Genomic DNA, 19,558 nt, shown 5'->3' on the forward strand with positions numbered 1-19,558 from the left:
GTAACCCGGTAGACGATGAAGACCCTGATCGACTCCACCCATGCGCTGATCGGCGGGCTGGCCGCGATCCGCCGGCAATTCAACGTTCCCGAGCAGTTTCCGCCCGCGGTCCTCGCGGCAGCCGACAGCGCGGCCCGGCGCCAGCCAACCGCGCATGCCGATCGCACGGACCGGCCGTTCGTCACGCTCGACCCGGCGACCTCGACGGATCTCGACCAGGCCTTCATGATCGAGCGCAGCGGCAACGACCTGCTGCTGCATTACGCCATCGCCGATGTCGCCTGGTTCGTCGGGGATGGCGATGCGATCGACCGGGAAGCCTGGCAGCGCGGCACCACGATCTACCTGCCGGACGGCCGGGCCGGACTGTACCCGCCTGTTCTCGCCGAAGGAGCCGCGAGCCTGCTGCCCGCTGTCGCCCGGCCGGCCGTGATCTTCACGACCCGGATCGACGGGGATGGCAATGCCCGCCTGGACGGTGCCGAGCGCGCCATCATCCGCAGCAGCGCCAAGCTCGCCTATGATACGGTCAAGGCTTCGGACCTGCCTGCCGATTTCGATGAGCTGGCCCGCCGCATCGAGGCTGCCGAGAGCCGGCGCGGCGCAGCGCGCGTGGACCCGCCCGAGCAGGAGGTCGATGCTCTCGGAGACGGCCGCTACCAATTGCTCTTTCGCCCGCGCCTGCGCTCCGAGGAGCAGAACGCGACCCTGTCGCTGGCCAGCAACATCGCCATCGCAGACGCGCTCCTGGCAGCCCGGACCGGCCTGTTCCGGGTCATGCCCGAGCCGGACGAGCAGGCCGTGCAGCGCCTGCGCCAGAGCGCGCGGGCACTGGGGCTGTCCTGGCCTGAGATGGAAACGCTCGTCCAGTTCGAGAAGAAGCTCGATCCCGCCGACAGCAGGCACGCGGCCTTCATGCTGGCGGTGCGCAGGGCCAGCGGCGGGGCGAGCTATGTGCCCTATCGCGACGGCATCGTGCCCTGGCATGCCCCGATGGCGGCGACCTATGCGCATGCGACGGCGCCGCTGCGACGCCTCGCGGACCGCTATGTCGTGCGTGCCGCGCTCGCGGTCGCCAACGGCCAGCCGGTGCCGCCGGAGGTATCGGCCGCGTTCGAGGAGCTGCCGGCGGTGATGGCGCGGGCCGATGCGCGCGACGGCCAGATCGACCGGAACGTGATCGATCTGGCCGAGGCCCTGATGCTTCAAGGCAGCGAGGGCACCACCTTCGATGCGGTGGTGACCGACGCGGACGAGCACGGCCTGCGCATCCAGCTCTGCGAGTTGCCCATCGTCGCACGGGTTCGCGGGCCGGGCGAGAAGCCGGGCGACAGGATAAGGATCAAGCTGACATCAGCCGATCCGCTGCAGCGCAGGATCATCTTCGAACGCGCGGGCTGACCCGGCATCATCGCGCGATGTTCTAACGCTTGGCCCAGGTAGAAACCGCCCCGGCCATGGTCGCGAGATGATCGGCGGCTGAAAAGCCGGACACCCGCTTGCGGGGCTTCAGATCATGGTCGCCATCCTCCAGCCACAGGATGTCGATCTCAGGCGAAAGCCCGTAGGTCGGGACCTCCTCGCGGGTGCCGAACTCGTCCCGCGTTCCCTGCACGATCAGCGTCGGGGTCTTTAGCTCGGCGAGGTGCGCGGTTCGCAATTGCCCGGGCTTGCCGGGCGGATGGAAGGGATAGCCGAGGCACAGAAGGCCACGGATCCGGCCCTGCGCGAACAGCTCGTCGGCCACCATGCTCGCGACGCGGCCTCCCATCGACTTGCCGCCGATGATCAGCGGCCCCGTCGCGCCGAGCGCATCGACGGCGGCGATGTATTGGGGATTGAGCTTTTCGGCGCGCGGCGGCGGGGTCCGTGCCGTACCGGCCCGCCGCGCCGCCATGTAGTCGAACTCGAAGCGGGCCACGCGAAAACCGGCCCCGGCCAGCGCTTCTGCAGCCGCCGTCATCGAGGCCGAGTCCATCGGCGCCCCCGCTCCATGCGCCAGCAGGAGGGTGACATCAGCCTTCTCGGGACCGTCGAAAAGAAACATGGCGCTGTCCTGCTTCGGCGAGCCTTAGGGCCGGGCTGCCGCACGCCAACCTAGTCCAACAGCCCTGCCGCGTCGAAAGCTTCCTGGCAACCGGCGGCAGGTTTGCCGGCGCCTCGTCAAGGCGTCGGGTGCGCATCGGACCTGCCAAAGCTCGCGTTGACCCCTCGTCAGCCGAATTTTATATAGATGCTTATGATCAGCATGCCTAAGACCCCGCCGCCGACCGTGGGCTTCCTGCTCCACGACGTCGCGCGCCTCCTGCGCAAGCGCTTCGAGCAGCATGCGCGCGATTCCGGGCTGACCCGTTCCCAGTGGCAGGTGCTGGCCTATCTCGACCAGAATGCCGGCATCCAGCAGGGCGCCCTGGCCGAGCTGATGGATGTCGAGCCGATCACCGTCGGGCGCATCCTCGACAAGCTCGAAAGCTGCGGCCTGGCGGAACGCCGCCCGCACGCCACCGATCGCCGCATCTGGCAGCTCTACCTCACCGAGAAGGCCAGGCCGAAGCTGACGGAACTCCGCGCGCTCGGCGACGTCACACGGTCCGAGGCCTTCGGCGCGATTTCAGCCGTCGATCGCGAGCAGCTTCTCGCGACGCTGGGGCAGATGAAAGCGAATCTCACGGCCGCCTGCCAGATGCCGGTGGCCGAAAGGCAGGCCCACCATGGATGACGCAGCCAGAAACACCGAAGCGGCCGCCCGCGAGGAGGCCGAGCAAGGCTCCTCAGGCGGCGGGGCGGAAATCCGGCAATTCGAGCCGAAGACCTCGCCCCGCGCCGAAACGGTTGCGAAGGACGTGCCGGAGACGAAGCCGGAGATTCCTGCACAGGTCGCGCCCGGCCCGACGCCGCGGCACCGACGCAACCGCACGCGCCGGCTGCTCTTCGTGCTGCTGCCGATCGCATTCGTCGTCGGAGGCTATTACTACGTCACCGGCGGGCAGGTGATGTCGACCGACAACGCCTATGTGCAGGCGGATATCCTGGGCATCTCGACCGATGTCGCGGGCATCGTCGGCGAGATCGACGTGCGCGACAACCAGCCGGTGAAGGCCGGCGACGTGCTGTTCCGCCTCGACGACAGGCAGTTCCGCTTCGCGCTGGAGCGGGCCGACGCCCAGATCGGCGTGGTCGGCAACGACCTCGCGGCGCTGAAGGCCAGCTACAAGGGCATGCAGAGCCAGATCGAGCAGGCCCATAGCGACATCGCCTTCTACGAAACCGCGTTCAAGCGCCAGCAGGACCTCGCCACCAAGTCGGTCGCCTCGCAGGCGACCTTCGACCAGGCCAGGCATGACCTCGACAGCGCCCGGCTGAAGCTGGCGCAGCTCGAAAGCCAGCTCGCCGGCATCGCCGCCAATCTCAACGGCAAGCCCGATGCACCGGCCGAGGATCACCCGCGCTACAAGGATGCCGTCGCGGCCCGCGCCGAGGCCCAGCGCCAGCTCGACCACACGACGGTGCGCGCGCCGATGGACGGCATCGTCACCAATGTGCCCTCCCTGCAGAAGGGCCAGTATCTGGAGGCGGCGACCAACGCTTTCAGCCTGGTCTCGACCGACCATGTCTGGGTCCAGGCCAATCCGAAGGAGACCGAGCTCACCTGGGTGAAGCCCGGCCAGGAGGCGGAGGTCTATGTCGACACCTATCCGGGCGCCGTCTGGAAGGGCACGGTGGACAGCATCAGCCCGGCCTCGGCCGCGAGCTTCTCGCTGCTGCCGGCGCAGAACACCAGCGGCAACTGGGTGAAGGTCGTGCAGCGCATCGCCATGCGCGTGAAGATCGAGACGCCGCCCGACCAGCCCCGGCTTCGTGCCGGCATGAGCGTGACGCTCGACATCGACACCGGCCATGCCCGCGGCCTGCCAGGCTTCGTCGGCGAGGCCGTCGGCAAGGTCAGCCAGTAGAAGAGGCCGCCTGCCATGGCCAGTGCCGCCACTCCGGCCGGAGCACCCGTCGCCAATCGTGGCGCCATCACCGCCTGCGTGATCCTCGCGGTCATCATGCAGGCGCTCGACACCACTATCGCCAATGTCGCGCTGCCCTATATCCAGGGCAGCGTCTCGGCGAGCGCGGACCAGATCAACTGGGTCCTGACCTCCTACATCGTCGCCGCGGCGATCATGACGCCGCCCTCCGGCTTCCTCGCTGCCCGCTTCGGCCGCAAGCGGGTGCTGTCCGTCGCGATCATCGGCTTCGTCGTGGCCTCGATCCTGTGCGGGGCAGCGCAATCGCTGACGCAGATCGTCGGCTTCCGGCTGATGCAGGGGTTTTTCGGAGCGTCGCTCGTGCCGCTTTCGCAGAGCATCCTGCTCGACATCTACACGCCGGAAGAGCGCGGCTCCGCCATGGCGCTGTTCGGCATCTCGGTCATGGTCGGGCCGGTGCTCGGGCCCGTGCTCGGCGGCTGGCTGACCGAGAACATCTCCTGGCGCTGGGTGTTCTACATCAACCTGCCGCTCGGCATCCTGGCGCTGGCCGGGGTCTCCGCCTTCGTCACGGAGACCAGGTCGAGCGCGCTGGCCAAGCTCGACTGGACCGGGTTCGGGGCGCTCAGCATCGCGATCGGCGCACTCCAGCTCTTCCTCGACCGCGGCGCCCAGCTCGACTGGTTCGACTCGCCGGAGATCATCGTCGAGGCGGCGATCTGCGTCGGGGCGCTCTACATCCTCGTCGTGCACACCTTCACGGCGGAGAATTCCTTCATCAAGCCGCGGCTCTTCCTCGACCGGAACTTCAATGTCGGCCTGATCTTCATCTTCATCGTCGGCATCTGCTACCTGGCCTCGCTCGCGCTGCTCACACCCTTCCTGCAGACGCTGCTGGGCTATCCCGTGGTGACCGCCGGCATCGTCATGGGCCCACGTGGCCTGGGCACGATGGCCTGCATGTTCCTGGTCGGCCGGCTGATCGGCAAGGTCGACACGCGCATCCTGCTCGGCGCCGGTTTCCTGGTCAGCGCCTGGGCGATGTACGACATGGCCGGCTGGACACCGGATGTCTCGCAGCAACGGATCATGTTCACCGGCTTCGTCCAGGGCGGCGGCCTCGGCCTGCTCTTCGTGCCGCTGACGACGATCACCTTCGCGACGCTGCCGGCGGAATATCGCGGCGACGGCACCGGCCTCTACAACCTCTCGCGCAATATCGGCTCCAGCGTCGGCATCTCGCTGGTCAGCTATCTCCTGACCCGCAACGTGCAGGTCAACCATGCCGAGATCGCCAATTACGTGACGCCCTATAACCGCCTCTTCGAAATCCCCGCGATCAAGCATGCCTGGGATCCGGCGACGCTCGCCGGACGCGCCGCGCTGGACGAGGTCATCACCCGCCAGGCGACGATCATCGCCTATATCGACGATTTCAAGCTCCTGATGATCCTCTGCCTCGCGGCCCTGCCCTTCCTCGTTTTGCTGCGCACGCCGCGCCAGGAGGCTGCGCCAGCCGACGATCACGCCATGGTCATGGAATAGCGGAGAGCCGTGGCGGCACGCGCGGAACAAGGCAGGCATGGCCAAGGGCGCCGTCAAAAATAGTCAGTCCAACGAGCCTGCACATGGTTGCCGTGGCTCATCGAGCGGCGACGGGCGCGGGCCTTGCGGCGCGGCCTCTCAACTTCAGCGATGTATCGCATCCTGCCCCTGACCGGACAAAGCGGCGGCCTCGCCACCATGCTGCTCTGCATCGGTCTGACCCTGGCGCTGTCCTGGCTCGTCTATCGCCTGGTCGAACGCCCGATGATCCGGTTCGGGCGCTCGCTATCGTCGATAGGCGATGCTCCCGCCGGCTATTCCATCGCCTTGAAGCGGTTCAGATAGGTTTCCTTGTTCGTCGCGGCCTGCGACGGCGGCAGCCTGAACTTCCAGGTCTCGGTCAGCGTGCGGTCGCCCAGCTTCAGGACCGCATCGAGATCGGACGAAGCGGCCGGGTTCTTCAGCTTGACCCGATAGGTGAGACGCCAGCCCTGGGTCGCCGGGTTGGGCTGCAATTCGGTGCCGACGATCTCGACATTGTCGCTGGCGTTGACCGCAGCGGTCGGCCGAACGCCTTTCGGCAGCTTGCGCAGCGACGGCCCCTGGAAATCGATCAGGAAGGCGAGCGTGCCGTCGCCGGCACGGATCAGGTTGGATTGATAGACCTCGCCGGTCGCGCGCATCGTCTGCGCGACATGGGAGACGTCGCCCTTCATCAGCGCCGGCTCGTCCATCGTCCAGTGCATGCGATAATCGAAGCGCATCGGCTCGCCGAACGGGGGCCTGTTCTCGGGCACCCAGAGCGTGACGATATTGTCGTTGGTCTCGTCGGCGGTGGGGATCTCGACGAGGCGGACATTGCCCTTGCCCCAGTCGTTGGTCGGCTCGATCCAGGCGCTGGGGCGCAGATCGTAGCGATCCTTCAGGTCCTCATAGCGCGAGAATTCGCGCCCGCGCTGGAGCAGGCCGAAGCCCTTCGGATTCTCGGCCGCGATGTCGCTGATCGCCACCATCGACGGGTTGACCAGCGGGCGCCAGATCCACTCGCCATTGCCGCCGCGGACGGCCAGCCCGTTGGAATCATGGATCGCAGGGCGGAAATTCGGGGTCTGCGACGGCTGCTGCGGACCGTAGAGGAACATGCTGGTCAAAGGCGCGATGCCGAGCGTCGTGGGCGACGCGCCCTGCCGCAGGAAAATGCGCGCCTTGACGCTGAGCACGGCGTCCGAGCCCGGCACCAGCGTGAACTCATAGGCGCCGGAAGCCCGCACCGAATCCATCAGGGCGTAGAAGGTCAGGTGCCGGTCCTTCGGCTTCGGGCGACGCAGCCAGAATTCGCGGAAGGCGGGGAACTCCTCGGCGATCGGCAAGCCGGTATCGATCGCAAGGCCACGCCCCGACAGGCCGTAGATCTGCTTCTTGCCGATGACGCGGAAATAGCTGGCGCCGAGCACGCTCATGATCTCGTCGAGCTTGCCGGGCTGGTTGATCGGGTAGACCACACGGAAACCCGCCCAGCCGAGCTTGCTCGTCGCCTCACGGTCGAAATGCAGATCGGCAAAATCGAAGCGCCCGGCATCGTAGGGAATTTCATGCGCAGCGCCGTCGACGATCTCGCTGATCTTCACCGGCGTGTTGAACTGCATGCCCTGATGGTAGAATGCCAGCTTGAAGGGCGTCTTGTATTCCATCCAGGCGAAGCGCTCGGGCTTGGGCTGCATCTTCTGGTAATCGGCGAACTGCATCTTGCTGAAGACGTCGGGCAGGTTGCTGACCGGCGCGACATAAGGCGCATCCGCCAGCGCCTTGGCCTTGGCGACCACGTCGTCCAGCCCGAATTTCGGGCGCTGCTGCGCGAAAGCCGCCGACCCGGCGAAGGCCGCCACGGCCAGCCAGCCGAGCACCATGCCAAGTCGCGCCGTGCCAAGCCGCGCGACGCCGGGCCTGCCCCGGCCTGTTCCACACCAAGCCAGTACCGGCATCAGCAGGCTTCGAGCCGAGGACGAAAGCCGGGCCGCGATGCGGGCCCCGCCAGCGGAACGGGTCGACAAGTTCAAGCTAGCTCCTTAAAGGTGACATCGACGGGACGGAGCGCGCCCGCCCTATCTTGGCAGTGGCGCACCCGAGCACAAATGCCCATCATCGCCACAAGGGTCAAGGAATGAGCGCCGTTCTCCCCGAACCGCTCCCGCGCTATTCTTCGCCGCCCTCCATCCAGCCGCCCTCTCTTCTCAAGTGAACGAACTCAGCATGGATCATTCGAACGGTGCGCCGGCTTCCCGCGAGCTGGAGACGGTGTCCTGCCAGGACGAGACAGGGAACGGCCTGTCCCGCCGACAGGCGCTCGGCGCCATGGCGACGGCCGCCTTTGCGGCCGGAATGGCCGTGTTTCCCGCCGCTGCAAGGCCCAAAATGGCCCGCACCGCCGATCCGGCCGCCACGAAGAAGGCCTTCGTCGACAAGCTGATCGCCCGGATGACGGTCGACGAGAAGGTCGGCCAATTGCGGCTGATCAGTATCGGCCCGGAAATGCCCCATGCCAAGCTGATGGACGAGGTCGCGGCCGGGCGGATCGCCGGTTCGTTCAACACCGTGGTCCGGCGCGACAATCGGCCGCTCCAGGAGGCCGCCGTCAACCGCAGCCGCCTGAAGATCCCGCTCTTCTTTGCCTATGACGTGGTGCATGGCCATCGCACCACCTTCCCGATCCCGCTCGGCCTCGCGGCAAGCTTCGACATGGCCGTGATCGAGCGCATGGCCCGCGTCTCGGCGGTCGAGGCCTGCAATGACGGCGTCGACATGACCTTCGCGCCGATGGTCGACATCAGCCGCGATCCGCGCTGGGGCCGCACCTCGGAGGGCTTCGGCGAGGATCCCTATCTCGTCAGCGAATGCGCCCGGGCCAGCGTGCGCGGTTTCCAGGGCACCTCGCCCGACCAGCCGGACACGATCATGGCCGCGGTGAAGCATTTCGCGCTCTACGGCGCGGTCGAGGGCGGGCGCGACTACAACACGGTCGACATGAGCCCGCTGCGCATGCACCAGGTTTATCTGCCGCCCTACAAGGCGGCGATCGACGCGGGTTCCGGTGGCGTCATGGTCGCGCTCAACTCGGTCAACGGCGTGCCGGCCACCTCCAATACCTGGCTGATGCAGGATCTGCTGCGCAAGCAATGGGGCTTCAAGGGCGTCACCGTCAGCGACCATGGCGCGATCACGGAGCTGACGCGCCATGGCGTCGCCCGCGACAACCGCGAGGCCGCCAAGCTCGCGATCAAGGCCGGCATCGACCTCAGCATGGCTGATCAGGTCTATCTCGCCGAGGTTCCCGGCCTGATCGCCTCGGGCGAGATCAAGATGGCCGAGCTCGACGCCTGCGTGCGCGAGGTGCTCGGCGCCAAATACGACATGGGCCTGTTCGCCAACCCGTTCCTGCGCATGGGCAAGGCGGAGGACGATCCCGTCGATGTGCGCTCGAACGACCGCCTGCATCGCGAGCCGGCCCGCGAAATCGCCCGCGAGACCATCGTGCTGCTGGAGAACCGCAACCAGACCCTGCCGCTGAAGAAGCAGGGCACGATCGCGCTCGTCGGGCCGCTGGCCGATTCCGGACTCGACATCCTCGGCAGCTGGTCGGCGCAGGGCGTCGCCGAGCAGGCCGTCACGGTCAAAGCCGGCATCGAGAAGGCGATCGAGGGCAAGGCCAAGCTCCTGACCGCGCGCGGCGCTAACGTGCTCGACGACCCGAAGATCGTCGAATACCTGAACTTCCTGAACTGGGACAAACCCGAGGTCATCCAGGACCCGCGCCCGATCGACGTGATGATCGAGGAGGCCGTCACTGTGGCCAACCAGGCCGATGTGGTGATCGCGGTCGTCGGCGAGGTCCGCGGCATGTCGCATGAATCATCGAGCCGCGTCACGATCGAGATGCCGGGCTCGCAGCGCAAGCTGCTCCAGGCGCTGAAGGCGACCGGCAAGCCGCTCGTCGTCCTGCTGATGAACGGCCGCCCGCTCGCGATCGGCTGGGAAAAGGACAATGCCGACGCGCTGCTGGAGACCTGGTACACCGGCACCGAGGGCGGCAACGCCATCGCCGACATCCTGTTCGGCGACCACAACCCCTCGGCCAAGCTGCCGATCAGCTTCCCGCGCTCGGCCGGGCAGATCCCGACCTATTACAACGCGCTGCGGATCGGGCGCCCCTATACGGAGGGCAAGCCCGGCAACTACACCTCGCAGTATTTCGAGGAGGAGCAGGGCGCGCTCTATCCGTTCGGCTTCGGACTGAGCTTCAGCACGTTCACCCTGACCGACCTCAAGCTCTCGGCCAGCCGCATCAAGCGCGGCGAGAAACTGACCGCCGAGGCGACGCTGACCAATGCCGGCAGCTTCGAAGGCGCCAATGTCGTCCAGCTCTATATCGCCGATCCCTATGCCTCGATCGCCCGGCCGGTGAAGGAGCTGAAGGGCTTCCAGAAGGTCTCGCTCAAGCCCGGCGAAGCCAGAGTCGTGCGTTTCGAGATCGGCCCCGACCAGCTCAAATTCGTCAACGGCGACCTGAAGGAGGTCGTCGAGAACGGGCAGTTCAACGTCCAGCTCGGCCTCGATTCCCGCAATGTGCTGGAGCAGTCGTTCCTGCTGGGGTGAGCGGGCCAGGCAGGCGCTCAGGTCGCGATCGCAGCATGGGCACCATGCCGCGATCGGAGCGCTGCATGAGGGCGCTCCGTGTCGCGTAACGTCGTGGAAAGGCTACCTGCGGTATTGTGAGGCCACACTCCAAGAGTTCTCCTGACTCATGGAGTGATCGCTCGATATGCTCGATCGAACGCCCGCAATAGAGAGTCGTGCAGGTCTATCGCCCATGTCTTCGAAGATTATACCTGTCGTGATGTGTGGCGGCTCCGGGACCCGGCTGTGGCCGGTTTCGCGCGACACGATGCCGAAGCAGTTCATTTCGCTTTTCGGCCAGGATTCCACCTTCCAGCGGGTCATGAGGCTGGTTTCGAACGACAAGGTCTTCGCGCCTGCGATCGTCATCACCAATGTCGCGTATCGCTTCACGGTTCAGGAGCAGATTCAGGCCTGCGGGGCGACGGGGCAGATCGTGCTCGAACCGATGCGGCGTGATTCCGCGGCAGCCGTCGCAGCGGCGACCGAGCTTGCGCTTGCCCGCGACCCCGACGCCATCGTCGGCGTTTTCGCGGCCGACCATGTCGTCCAGGATGGCGATCTTTTCGTCGAAACCTGCCGCATCGCGGGGCTCGTCGCCGCACAGGGGCAGATCGTCACGATCGGCATCCCTCCGACCTCTCCAGCCACCGGCTACGGCTATATCCAGCCCGGGGACGAGCTCCAGGACGGAGCCCGCCGCATCGCCGCCTTCGTCGAGAAGCCCGATGCCAGGCGCGCAGCACAATACCTGCTGGACGGATATCTCTGGAACTCCGGCAATTTCATTTTCGACGCGGCCACCATGCGGGCTGAACTCGAGACGTTCGAGCCGGATGTCATGGCCCCGGTTTCCGAGGCCATTGCCCGGGCCGAGCCCGATCTCGATTTCCTGCTGCTGGATTCCACAGCCTTCGGCCAGGCCAAGACCATCTCGATCGACTATGCGGTGATGGAACGCACCCGGAAAGCGGCCGTCGTCGCCGGCAATTTCGGCTGGTCGGATGTCGGCGGCTGGTCGGCGGTCTGGGAGCTTTCCGAAAAGGACCCGGACGGTAACGTCATCGACGGGCGCGGCTATGTGCTGAACGGCGCGAACAACCTCATCCGGTCCGAAGATGCGGTGGTGGCGGTGATTGGCCTCGACGACATCGCGGTCATTTCGACACGCGACGCCGTTCTCGTCGCGCCCAAGGCGAAGGCCGACCAGGTCAAGGAGATGGTGGCGCTGATCACCGCCCATGGCGAGTCGGAAGCCGGTGCCCATCGCGAAATCCAGCGCCCCTGGGGGAAATATCTCTCGGTCGACACGGGCGCGCGCTATCAGGTGAAACGCATCACCGTGAAGCCGGGCGGCGTTCTTTCACTGCAGAAGCACTATCACCGCGCCGAGCATTGGGTGGTGGTGCGCGGCACCGCCGAAGTGACGCGCAACGACGAGACCATCATCGTGCATGAGACGGAATCGATCTATCTGCCGATCGGCTGCCTGCATCGCATGGCCAATCCCGGCAAGATACCGCTCGAGCTGATCGAGGTTCAGGTCGGCTCCTATCTCGGCGAAGACGACATCGTTCGTATCGAGGACATCTACAGGCGCGTCTGAGAGGCGCTGCGAAGCACCTCTCAGGATCGCGTCGGATTTCTGAAGCTGCGGCTCAGCCCTGCGCCGGCTTCCAGTCGGCAGCGGGGATGGTGTTGATCATCCAGGGGATGCCGAATTTATCGACGAGCGAGCCGAAGCCCGGCGACCAGAAGGTTTCGCTGAACGGCATGACGGCCCGCCCGCCCGCGCCGAGCTGGTCGAACCAGCGCTGCCCCTCTGCCTTGTCGCCGGTATGCAGGGTGACGTCGAAGCCGTTCTTGGGCTTGTCGACATTGGGGGCCCAGGCGGTATCCATATCGGCGCCCATCAGGGCCTGGTCACCGACCTCCAGCCAGCAATGCATCAGCCAGGTCTTGTACTTCTCGTCGGTGATCGGCATCCCCGGCGGCGCGTCGCCATAGGGTATGGCGGCGGTGATCTTTCCGCCGAGGACCTGGGCGTAGAAATCGAATGCCGCCCGGCACTCTCCTCGGAAGCTCAAGCTGGTCACGATCTTCATGGTCGTCTCCCTTCTGTTGGGGCCTCGGCGCTCCTCCGGCGGAGCCGAGGAGCGCGACAGCTCCCCGATTGGATTGATATCAAGATATTCACCCCAAGCATGTCAGCATACGAATTCCGGCCACGACCGAACGTTCCCTGAAAGCCGGAAGCGCACATCCCATCACCCACCGGGATGGCAGCACCATCGTTTCCTCTTGCTCAACTGCCTACCGGCAGGTAGGTAATGAATGCACCCTGCTGGCGAGCTGGCCGACAGGAGCGTCCGCGGAGGCTCAGACACATGCCGGTCATCGAAACCAGGGTCGGCACGGGAGCCGGGCAGCAGGAGAAGCGAGCAGCCTACGGAGCGCTGATCCAGACCTTGCGCGAACGCCACGCGCGTGTCCTCGGGGGTGGTGGCGAGAAGCTGCAGGCGCGCCATCGCGAGCGCGGCAAGATCCCGGTGCGCGAACGCATCGACCTGCTCGTCGACCCGCTCTCGCCCTTCCTCGAACTCTCCCCGCTCGCCGCCTGGGAACTCTATGGCAACGAAGTACCTGCCGCCGGCATCGTCACCGGCATCGGCGTGGTCGCCGGCACGCCCTGCATGATCATCGCCAATGATGCGACGGTGAAGGGCGGCTCCTTCTTCCATGAGACGGTCAAGAAGCACCTGCGGGCACAGGAGATCGCCTTCGAGAACCGCTTGCCCTGCCTCTATCTCGTCGATTGCGGCGGCGCCTTCCTGCCGGAGCAGGACCGCGTCTTCCCCGATCGCGACCATTTCGGCGGCGCCTTCCTGCAGCAATGCCGGATGTCGGCGGCCGGGCTGCCGCAGATCTCGGCGGTGTTCGGCGGCTGCACGGCGGGCGGCGCCTATATCCCGGCGCTGTCCGACGAGGTCGTGATGGTGCGCGGCACCGGCCGCATCCATCTCGGCGGCCCGCCGATCGTGAAGGCCGCAATCAACGAGATCGTCGATGGCGAGACCTTGGGCGGCGCCGAGATGCATACGCAGGTCTCGGGCGTCAGCGACTATCTCGCCGAGGACGAGTTCGAGGCGATCGCCAAGCTCCGCGACATCGTCGGTGCGCTCAACTGGCCCGCGCCGCGCACGCTCGCGCGCCCTGTCACGGCGCCGCTCTACGACCCCGCCGAGATCGAGGCCATCGTCGGCACCGACCTGAAGCAGCCCTGCGACGTGCGCGAAATTATCGCCCGCATGGTCGACGGCAGCGTCTTCGACGCCTTCAAGCCGGACTATGGCGCGACGCTGGTCACCGGTTTCGCCCATATCCACGGCCAGCCTGTCGGCATCGTCGCCAATAACGGCGTGCTGTTCTCCGACAGTGCGCTCAAGGGCGCCCATTTCATCGAACTCTGCGACCAGCGCCGCATCCCGCTGCTGTTCCTGCAGAACATCACCGGCTTCATGGTCGGCACGGATGCCGAGCGCGGCGGCATCGCCAAGCATTCTGCCAAGCTGGTCTATGCCGTCTCGAATGCGCGGGTGCCGCGCTACACCGTGATCATCGGCGGCTCCTATGGCGCCGGCAATTACGGCATGTGCGGCCGGGGCTTCCAGCCGCGCTTCCTCTTCGCCTGGCCGAATGCGCGGATCGCGACGATGTCGCCGGATGTCGCCGCGACAGTGGTGACCGAGCTCCGGCGCTCCAGCCTGACGCGCGGCAATGCCGATGAAGCCGAGATCGAGAAACTCGACCGCGAGACGCGCCGCCAGTTCGAGGAGCAGAGCACGCCCTATTACGCAACGGCTCGGCTCTGGGATGACGGCATCATCGAGCCGGCCCAGACCCGCGACGTGATCGGATTGTGCCTCTCGCTCGCGGCGCGCGAGATCGACCTGCCCGGGCATCGCCCCGTCTACCGGATGTAATCCCGATGATCGGTTCCCTCCTCATCGCCAATCGCGGCGAAATCGCCGTGCGGATCATGCGGACCTGCCGGCGCATGGGCATCCGCACCGTCGCGGTCTTCTCCGATGCCGATCGCGATGCGCAGCATGTCGCTTATGCTGATGAAGCCGTGCGCATCGGCCCCGCCGCCGCGCGCGACAGCTATCTGCGGGCGGAAGCGATCATGGAGGCGGCCGCGCGCAGCGGCACTGATGCGATCCATCCCGGCTACGGCTTCCTCTCCGAGAAACCGGACCTGCCGCTGCTCTGTCGACAGGCGGGACGCATCTTCGTCGGCCCCTCGGCCGAATGCATCACTGCGATGGGGCCGAAGATCGGCTCGAAGCTGATCGCCGAGAAGGCCGGCGTGCCGAGCGTGCCCGGCTATGCTGGCGAGGACCAGTCGAATGCGGCGCTGGCGGAGGCTGCGGCGCGGATCGGCTATCCCGTGATGATCAAGGCCTCGGCCGGCGGCGGCGGCAAGGGCATGCGCCGCGTGTTCGAGGCGCAGGAACTGCTGCCGGCGCTCGACATGGCACGCGCCGAGGCGCAGGCCGCCTTCGGCGATCCGGCGCTCTTGATCGAGAAGCTGGTGATGCGCCCGCGCCATCTCGAAGTGCAGGTGGCCGGCGACAAGCACGGCAATGTCGTGCATCTCTTCGAGCGCGACTGCTCGGTCCAGCGCAACAACCAGAAGGTGCTGGAAGAAGCGCCCGCCCCCCATCTCGCCCCGGCGATCCGAAGCAAGCTGCTGGAGCGCGGCGTCGCCCTGGCAAAGGCCATCGGCTACGACAATCTCGGCACCGTCGAGTTCATCCTGGAGGACGGTCTCGACGAGCCCTGGTTCCTGGAGATGAACACGCGGCTTCAGGTCGAGCACCCTGTGACCGAGGCGATCACCGGCTACGACCTCGTCGAATGGCAGATCCGGATCGCCGCCGGCGAGAGGCTGCCGGCCTTGCAGCCCGACATCCGCGAGAGCGGCCACGCGATCGAGGCCCGCATCACCGCCGAGCGCGCCGACCAGGGTTTTCGGCCCGATACCGGGCGGATCGAGGGCTATGCCGAACCGGCCTCGATCCGCATCGACAGTGGTGTGAAGGCAGGTTCCGAGGTGACGCTGTTCTACGATTCGCTTCTGGCCAAGGCGATCGCGGCCGGCCCTGACCGCGCTACGGCCTGCGCAAGGCTGGCAGCTGGCTTGCGCGATTTCGCCATTCTCGGCCCGGCGACCACCCTGCCCTTCCTGATCGACGCGGTCGAGCATCCGATCTTCGCCGACGGCAAGGCCACGACGCGCTTCATCGAGGAGGCTTTTCCCGATGGCTGGACGGCGAAGCGACCGCGTCAACGGCTGGCACGAGCCGTCGCGGCCCTGCTCTGGCTGGAGAAACAGAAGGCAGCGCTTCCAAACGTCGATGCCTGGAATAGCCTCCCGGGCTTCCGCCTGCTGGCGCCGGCCGGCGGCGTGGCGACGAGCCGCCTGATCGCCGAGGAGGAAGACGAAGCGACGAAGCTGGAGGTCCGGTTGCTGCCGGATGGCCGGCGCCGCGTCGGCGACGCCAACGGCGAGATCGAGCTGGCCTTGCGCACAGATCCCGAAAGCTTCGAACTCGCCTTCGAGGGTCGCATCCTGCGCGGCAGCCATGCGACGGCCGGCGGGCGCATCCGGTTGACGCTCGACGGCGAGACCTTCGATATCCGGATCGGCAGCGAGGCGCGGCCCGCAGCAGCGGCTGGCGGCGGCGGAGCCGGCTCCGGAGCGGTGCTCGCCCCGATGCCGGGCGTGGTAGCTGAGATCCGCGTCGCGCCGGGCGACAAGGTCGAGGCCGGGCAGATCGTCGCCGTGCTCGAATCGATGAAGCTCTTCACCTCGCTCTCGGCCGGCGTCGACGGCGTGGTCGCCGATATCGCCTGCCAGCCGGGGGACACGGTCCAGGCCGGCAAGAGGCTCGTGCTGATCGAGCCGCCTTCCGCTTGAAGCACCAGCGCAATTGTTCTCTCCTTGCGAGATGGTCAGAAAGGTGTCTTTTTTCGGCGATTAGAACCAGCACAGTAAAGAAGCGATGGCTGACATGAGCGACGCGCCCCGCCCCGGAAAGGCTGCGGCCAAGCCGAGCGGGCTGCATCTCTCGCTGGCAAGGCGCATTGCGGCGCTGGCCGCCGAGCGGCGCTGGCCCGCCGGCTTCCATCTGCGCGAGATGGAGATCGCCCGCACCTTCGAGGTGTCGCGAACGCCGGTCCGGGCAGCGCTTGGCGTGCTGGCCGCCCAGGGCCTGGTCGAGAACCGCACCAATCTAGGCTTTTTCCTGTCGCGCGAGGGCGCCGAGCTCGAAACAGCGGAACGATCGCTGCCTGCGGCGCAGGAAGACGATGTGCTCCGCGCCATCCTGCGCGACCGCGAGGCCGGGCGGCTCCCGGAGCAATTGATCGAGACCGATCTGCAGGAGAGCTACGGCATCGGCCGCAGCGGTTTGCGCAAGGTCCTGCTGCAACTCGCCGAAGACGGGCTGATCAAGCGGCGCAGGGGCCATGGCTGGAGTTTCGTGCCGTCGCTCGCTTCGACCGAGGCCCGCGAGGAGAGTTATCGCTTCCGCCTGATCATCGAATGCATGGGGCTTCAGGAGCCCGGCTTCCGTGTCGACAGGCACCAGTTCGCACGCAGCCGGGCGGCGCATGAAGCCTTCATCGCCGACCTGCATCGCTCGCCCTCCGTCGAGCGCTTCTTCGAGATCAATGCCGGCTTCCACGCCATGCTCGCGGCCTGCTCCGGCAACCGCTTCCTGCTGCAGGCCATGGAGGCGCAGAACGCGCTGCGGCGGCTGACCGAATATGCCGATTACGGCGAGCTCGACGCCGCGGCACTGCTCAAGTCCTGCCGCGAGCATCTCGCCATCCTCGACGCGCTCGAGCAGGGCGACCTCAACTGGGCGGTGATCCTGATGCGCCAGCACCTGACCCGACCGGTAAACGGCGCGCCGCCGCCCGCAGGCTGATCACAGCAGCGACAGCACTTTTCTGATCGACTCGCACGCTCGCTTGACATTGTATTTTTTCTGCAAATAATTCATTTCATCATCATCCAGCAGCGAGACCGAACGTGCCCGCCACCGCCGCCCGCCCCAATGATCTCGATGCGCATTGGATGCCCTTCACCGCGAACCGCCGCTTCAAGAGTGCGCCGCGGCTCTTCGTCGGGGCGGAGGGCAACTATTATCTCTCGTCAGACGGGCGCCGGATCCTCGACGGCATGGCCGGGCTGTGGTGCGTCAATGCCGGCCACGGCCATCCCCGCATCCGCGAGGCGATCAAGGCCCAGGCCGACGGGCTCGACTACGTTTCCTGCTTCCAGATGGGACATCCGGACGCCTTCACGCTGGCAAACCGCATGGTCGGCATGCTGCCTGACGGGCTCGACCATGTCCTGTTCTCCAATTCGGGCTCGGAAGCCGTCGATACTGCCCTGAAGGTCGCGCTGGCCTATCACCGCCAGCGCGGCGAAGGCGGCCGCTATCGCCTGATCGGACGGGCGCGCGGCTATCACGGCATGGGCTTCGGCGGGTTGTCCGTCGCCGGCATCAGCCGCCACCGCCGCGATTTCGGGCCGCTGCTGCCCGGCGCCGCGCATCTGCCGCATACGCTCGACCTCGCACGCAACGCGTTCTCGCGCGGCGAGCCGGAGCATGGCGTCGAGCTTGCCGACGATCTCGAGCGGCTCGTCCAGATCCATGACGCCTCGACCATCGCCGCCGTGATTGTCGAGCCCGTCGCCGGATCGACCGGCGTGCTGCCGCCGCCCAAGGGCTATCTCAAGCGCCTGCGCGAAATCTGCGACAAACACGGCATCCTGCTGATCTTCGACGAGGTGATTTCGGGCTTCGGGCGGCTCGGCGCCTCCTGCGCGGCGGAGGCCTTCGGCGTCACGCCCGACATGATCACCTGTGCCAAGGGCCTCACTAACGGTGCCGTGCCGATGGGCGCGACCGTCGTCGGCAAGCATGTCTACGACGCCTTCATGACCGGGCCGGAATCCGCGATCGAGCTGTTCCATGGCTTCACCTATTCGGGCCATCCGCTGGCCTGCGCCGCCGGGCTCGCAACCTTGCAGGTCTACGAGGAGGAAGGGCTCTTCGAGCGCACCCGCAAGATCGCCGATCATTGGGAGCAGGCGGCGCATGCGCTGAAGGGCGCGCCGCATGTCATCGACATCCGCAATATCGGCCTCGTCGCCGCGATCGAATTCGCCCCGCGGCCCGGCGGCCCCGGCCAGCGCAGCGCCGAATGCGCCGAGACCTGCTACCAGGACGGCGTGCTCGTGCGGGCCGGAGCCGATCTCATCGTGCTGTCGCCGCCGCTTACCATCGAGCCCGACGAGATCGACCGGATCTTCGCCAGCATCCGCAAGGCGCTCGACACGATCGCCTGAGCCATCAGACCAGCCAAGGGGCTCATTGAAGAGAGGGCGGAATGCGCAAGGGACACGGCCAGACCATCTCCTACTACCTGATGGGCCGCACAGCGCTCTCCGCCTGCCAGGCCGACCAGCGCTTCTCCTATTGCTGCTACCTGCCCGAAAGCTATGAGGAGACCGGCACGCAGCGCTATCCGCTCGCCGTTCTCGTCCATGGCAGCCTGCGCGATGCGACGAACCTGCGCGACCAGTTCATCGATTTCGCCGAGGCCAATCAGTGCGTGCTGCTGGCGCCGCTCTTCCCCTGCGGGATCGAGGAACCCGGGGATACCCATAACTACAAGCGCATCCTCTATCGCGGCATCCGCTACGATGAGATCCTGCTCTCGATGATCGACGAGATCGCTGGTCTCTACCGACTGGAGACCGACAAGCTGCTGATGCACGGCTTCTCGGGCGGCGGCCAGTTCGTGCACCGCTTCTTCTATCTCTATCCCGAGCGGCTTGCCGCCGTGTCGATCGGCGCGCCGGGCGTGGTGACATTGCCGGATCCGGACAAGCCGTGGTGGCGCGGCACCGGCGACATGAAAGCGATCTTCGGCCGCGAACCCGACCTTGCGGCAATGCGCGAGGTCGCCGTGCAGATGGTCGTCGGCGGCGACGATATCGAGACCTGGGACGTGACGGTTTCCCCGAAATCCTCGAACTGGATGGAGGGGATCAACGAGACCGGGGCGACGCGCGTCGAGCGCCTGCGCTCGCTCGAAGCCGCCTTCCTGACGCGCGGCATTGCCGTGCGCTTCGATGTCGTGCCCGGCGTCGAGCATATCGGCTACCTCGTTCACCCGCCGGTGAAGGATTTCTTCGCCGACATGCTGCGCCGCCGGCGGGACTAGCGGCGGCGCGGATTAACGATTTCTGCGGTGACACCGGAAAGCCGGGCCCGCCTCTTGGG

Annotated in this window: 15 protein-coding genes; 12 read left to right on the forward strand and 3 right to left on the reverse strand. The window is 66.6% G+C overall.

Features of this window, described 5'->3' with window-relative positions:
- Positions 1–15 precede the first annotated feature (15 nt).
- On the forward strand, positions 16–1,401 hold the full coding sequence (locus tag BLQ70_RS14900; protein ID WP_091857951.1) for an RNB domain-containing ribonuclease: 1,386 nt from the start codon (positions 16–18) through the stop codon (positions 1,399–1,401).
- Positions 1,402–1,423: 22 nt separating this feature from the next.
- Here the strand turns inward: BLQ70_RS14900 and BLQ70_RS14905 are convergent, their stop codons facing one another.
- A complete protein-coding gene (locus BLQ70_RS14905) occupies positions 1,424–2,047 on the reverse strand; it encodes an alpha/beta hydrolase family protein (RefSeq protein ID WP_091857955.1) in 624 nt (207 codons plus the stop codon).
- Between the two features lie 201 nt (positions 2,048–2,248).
- Here BLQ70_RS14905 and BLQ70_RS14910 point away from each other — a divergent pair, with 201 nt between their 5' ends.
- The 4 genes from BLQ70_RS14910 to BLQ70_RS14925 all read left to right on the forward strand — a co-directional run bounded on the left by BLQ70_RS14910 (position 2,249) and on the right by BLQ70_RS14925 (position 5,864).
- Positions 2,249–2,719 carry a MarR family winged helix-turn-helix transcriptional regulator gene (locus BLQ70_RS14910; RefSeq protein WP_091858783.1) on the forward strand — a complete coding sequence of 157 codons (471 nt, stop codon included), beginning with the start codon at positions 2,249–2,251 and terminating at the stop codon, positions 2,717–2,719.
- The gene (locus BLQ70_RS14915; protein WP_091857957.1) at positions 2,712–3,953 is read left to right on the forward strand and encodes an HlyD family secretion protein; all 1,242 of its coding nucleotides are present in this window, start codon (positions 2,712–2,714) and stop codon (positions 3,951–3,953) included. Before BLQ70_RS14910 ends, BLQ70_RS14915 begins: the two co-directional genes overlap by 8 nt.
- A gap of 15 nt (positions 3,954–3,968) precedes the next feature.
- Positions 3,969–5,519, forward strand: coding sequence for a DHA2 family efflux MFS transporter permease subunit (locus BLQ70_RS14920; RefSeq protein WP_091857960.1), 1,551 nt, complete (start codon positions 3,969–3,971; stop codon positions 5,517–5,519).
- Positions 5,520–5,669: 150 nt separating this feature from the next.
- The gene (locus tag BLQ70_RS14925; RefSeq protein ID WP_091857962.1) at positions 5,670–5,864 is read left to right on the forward strand and encodes a hypothetical protein; all 195 of its coding nucleotides are present in this window, start codon (positions 5,670–5,672) and stop codon (positions 5,862–5,864) included.
- On the opposite strand, the gene BLQ70_RS14930 is transcribed toward BLQ70_RS14925, so the two are convergent.
- Positions 5,834–7,570 (reverse strand): glucan biosynthesis protein G, encoded by a 1,737-nt coding sequence (locus tag BLQ70_RS14930; protein WP_210184302.1) that lies wholly within the window; start codon positions 7,568–7,570, stop codon positions 5,834–5,836. The two genes, BLQ70_RS14925 and BLQ70_RS14930, sit on opposite strands and share 31 nt — an antisense overlap.
- A gap of 199 nt (positions 7,571–7,769) precedes the next feature.
- Here BLQ70_RS14930 and bglX point away from each other — a divergent pair, with 199 nt between their 5' ends.
- Positions 7,770–10,169, forward strand: coding sequence for a beta-glucosidase BglX (bglX, locus tag BLQ70_RS14935; RefSeq protein WP_210184303.1), 2,400 nt, complete (start codon positions 7,770–7,772; stop codon positions 10,167–10,169).
- A 214-nt stretch (positions 10,170–10,383) separates the two neighbouring features.
- Positions 10,384–11,796 (forward strand): mannose-1-phosphate guanylyltransferase/mannose-6-phosphate isomerase, encoded by a 1,413-nt coding sequence (locus BLQ70_RS14940; protein WP_091857970.1) that lies wholly within the window; start codon positions 10,384–10,386, stop codon positions 11,794–11,796.
- 52 nt (positions 11,797–11,848) lie between these two features.
- Here the strand turns inward: BLQ70_RS14940 and BLQ70_RS14945 are convergent, their stop codons facing one another.
- Entirely contained in the window at positions 11,849–12,295 is a 447-nt protein-coding gene (locus tag BLQ70_RS14945; RefSeq protein WP_091857972.1) for a VOC family protein, read from the reverse strand.
- A gap of 282 nt (positions 12,296–12,577) precedes the next feature.
- Here BLQ70_RS14945 and BLQ70_RS14950 point away from each other — a divergent pair, with 282 nt between their 5' ends.
- From BLQ70_RS14950 to BLQ70_RS14970, 5 genes are all read left to right on the forward strand, one after another.
- Positions 12,578–14,173 carry an acyl-CoA carboxylase subunit beta gene (locus BLQ70_RS14950; RefSeq protein ID WP_091857975.1) on the forward strand — a complete coding sequence of 532 codons (1,596 nt, stop codon included), beginning with the start codon at positions 12,578–12,580 and terminating at the stop codon, positions 14,171–14,173.
- A gap of 5 nt (positions 14,174–14,178) precedes the next feature.
- A complete protein-coding gene (locus BLQ70_RS14955) occupies positions 14,179–16,173 on the forward strand; it encodes an ATP-binding protein (protein ID WP_091857977.1) in 1,995 nt (664 codons plus the stop codon).
- Between the two features lie 94 nt (positions 16,174–16,267).
- Complete coding sequence (locus tag BLQ70_RS14960; protein ID WP_091857980.1) at positions 16,268–17,188, forward strand: GntR family transcriptional regulator; 921 nt, start codon at positions 16,268–16,270, stop codon at positions 17,186–17,188.
- A 104-nt stretch (positions 17,189–17,292) separates the two neighbouring features.
- The gene (gene aptA, locus BLQ70_RS14965; RefSeq protein WP_483062321.1) at positions 17,293–18,618 is read left to right on the forward strand and encodes an aspartate aminotransferase family protein; all 1,326 of its coding nucleotides are present in this window, start codon (positions 17,293–17,295) and stop codon (positions 18,616–18,618) included.
- 41 nt (positions 18,619–18,659) lie between these two features.
- Positions 18,660–19,499 carry a hydrolase gene (locus BLQ70_RS14970; RefSeq protein WP_091857983.1) on the forward strand — a complete coding sequence of 280 codons (840 nt, stop codon included), beginning with the start codon at positions 18,660–18,662 and terminating at the stop codon, positions 19,497–19,499.
- The last annotated feature ends 59 nt before the right edge of the window (positions 19,500–19,558 follow it).

It is taken from the genome of Allobosea robiniae (assembly GCF_900102525.1).
GTDB classification, from domain to species: Bacteria; Pseudomonadota; Alphaproteobacteria; order Rhizobiales; family Beijerinckiaceae; genus Allobosea; species Allobosea robiniae.

Excerpts from the sequence above, each read along its gene's own strand:
- BLQ70_RS14900 (WP_091857951.1), top strand. The coding sequence starts at position 16 with ATGAAGACCCTGATCGACTCCACCCATGCGCTGATCGGCGGGCTGGCC.
- BLQ70_RS14905 (WP_091857955.1), bottom strand. The coding sequence starts at position 2,047 with ATGTTTCTTTTCGACGGTCCCGAGAAGGCTGATGTCACCCTCCTGCTG.
- BLQ70_RS14910 (WP_091858783.1), top strand. The coding sequence starts at position 2,249 with ATGCCTAAGACCCCGCCGCCGACCGTGGGCTTCCTGCTCCACGACGTC.
- BLQ70_RS14915 (WP_091857957.1), top strand. The coding sequence starts at position 2,712 with ATGGATGACGCAGCCAGAAACACCGAAGCGGCCGCCCGCGAGGAGGCC.
- BLQ70_RS14920 (WP_091857960.1), top strand. The coding sequence starts at position 3,969 with ATGGCCAGTGCCGCCACTCCGGCCGGAGCACCCGTCGCCAATCGTGGC.
- BLQ70_RS14925 (WP_091857962.1), top strand. The coding sequence starts at position 5,670 with ATGTATCGCATCCTGCCCCTGACCGGACAAAGCGGCGGCCTCGCCACC.
- bglX (WP_210184303.1), top strand. The coding sequence starts at position 7,770 with ATGGATCATTCGAACGGTGCGCCGGCTTCCCGCGAGCTGGAGACGGTG.
- BLQ70_RS14940 (WP_091857970.1), top strand. The coding sequence starts at position 10,384 with ATGTCTTCGAAGATTATACCTGTCGTGATGTGTGGCGGCTCCGGGACC.
- BLQ70_RS14945 (WP_091857972.1), bottom strand. The coding sequence starts at position 12,295 with ATGAAGATCGTGACCAGCTTGAGCTTCCGAGGAGAGTGCCGGGCGGCA.
- BLQ70_RS14950 (WP_091857975.1), top strand. The coding sequence starts at position 12,578 with ATGCCGGTCATCGAAACCAGGGTCGGCACGGGAGCCGGGCAGCAGGAG.
- BLQ70_RS14955 (WP_091857977.1), top strand. The coding sequence starts at position 14,179 with ATGATCGGTTCCCTCCTCATCGCCAATCGCGGCGAAATCGCCGTGCGG.
- BLQ70_RS14960 (WP_091857980.1), top strand. The coding sequence starts at position 16,268 with ATGAGCGACGCGCCCCGCCCCGGAAAGGCTGCGGCCAAGCCGAGCGGG.
- BLQ70_RS14970 (WP_091857983.1), top strand. The coding sequence starts at position 18,660 with ATGCGCAAGGGACACGGCCAGACCATCTCCTACTACCTGATGGGCCGC.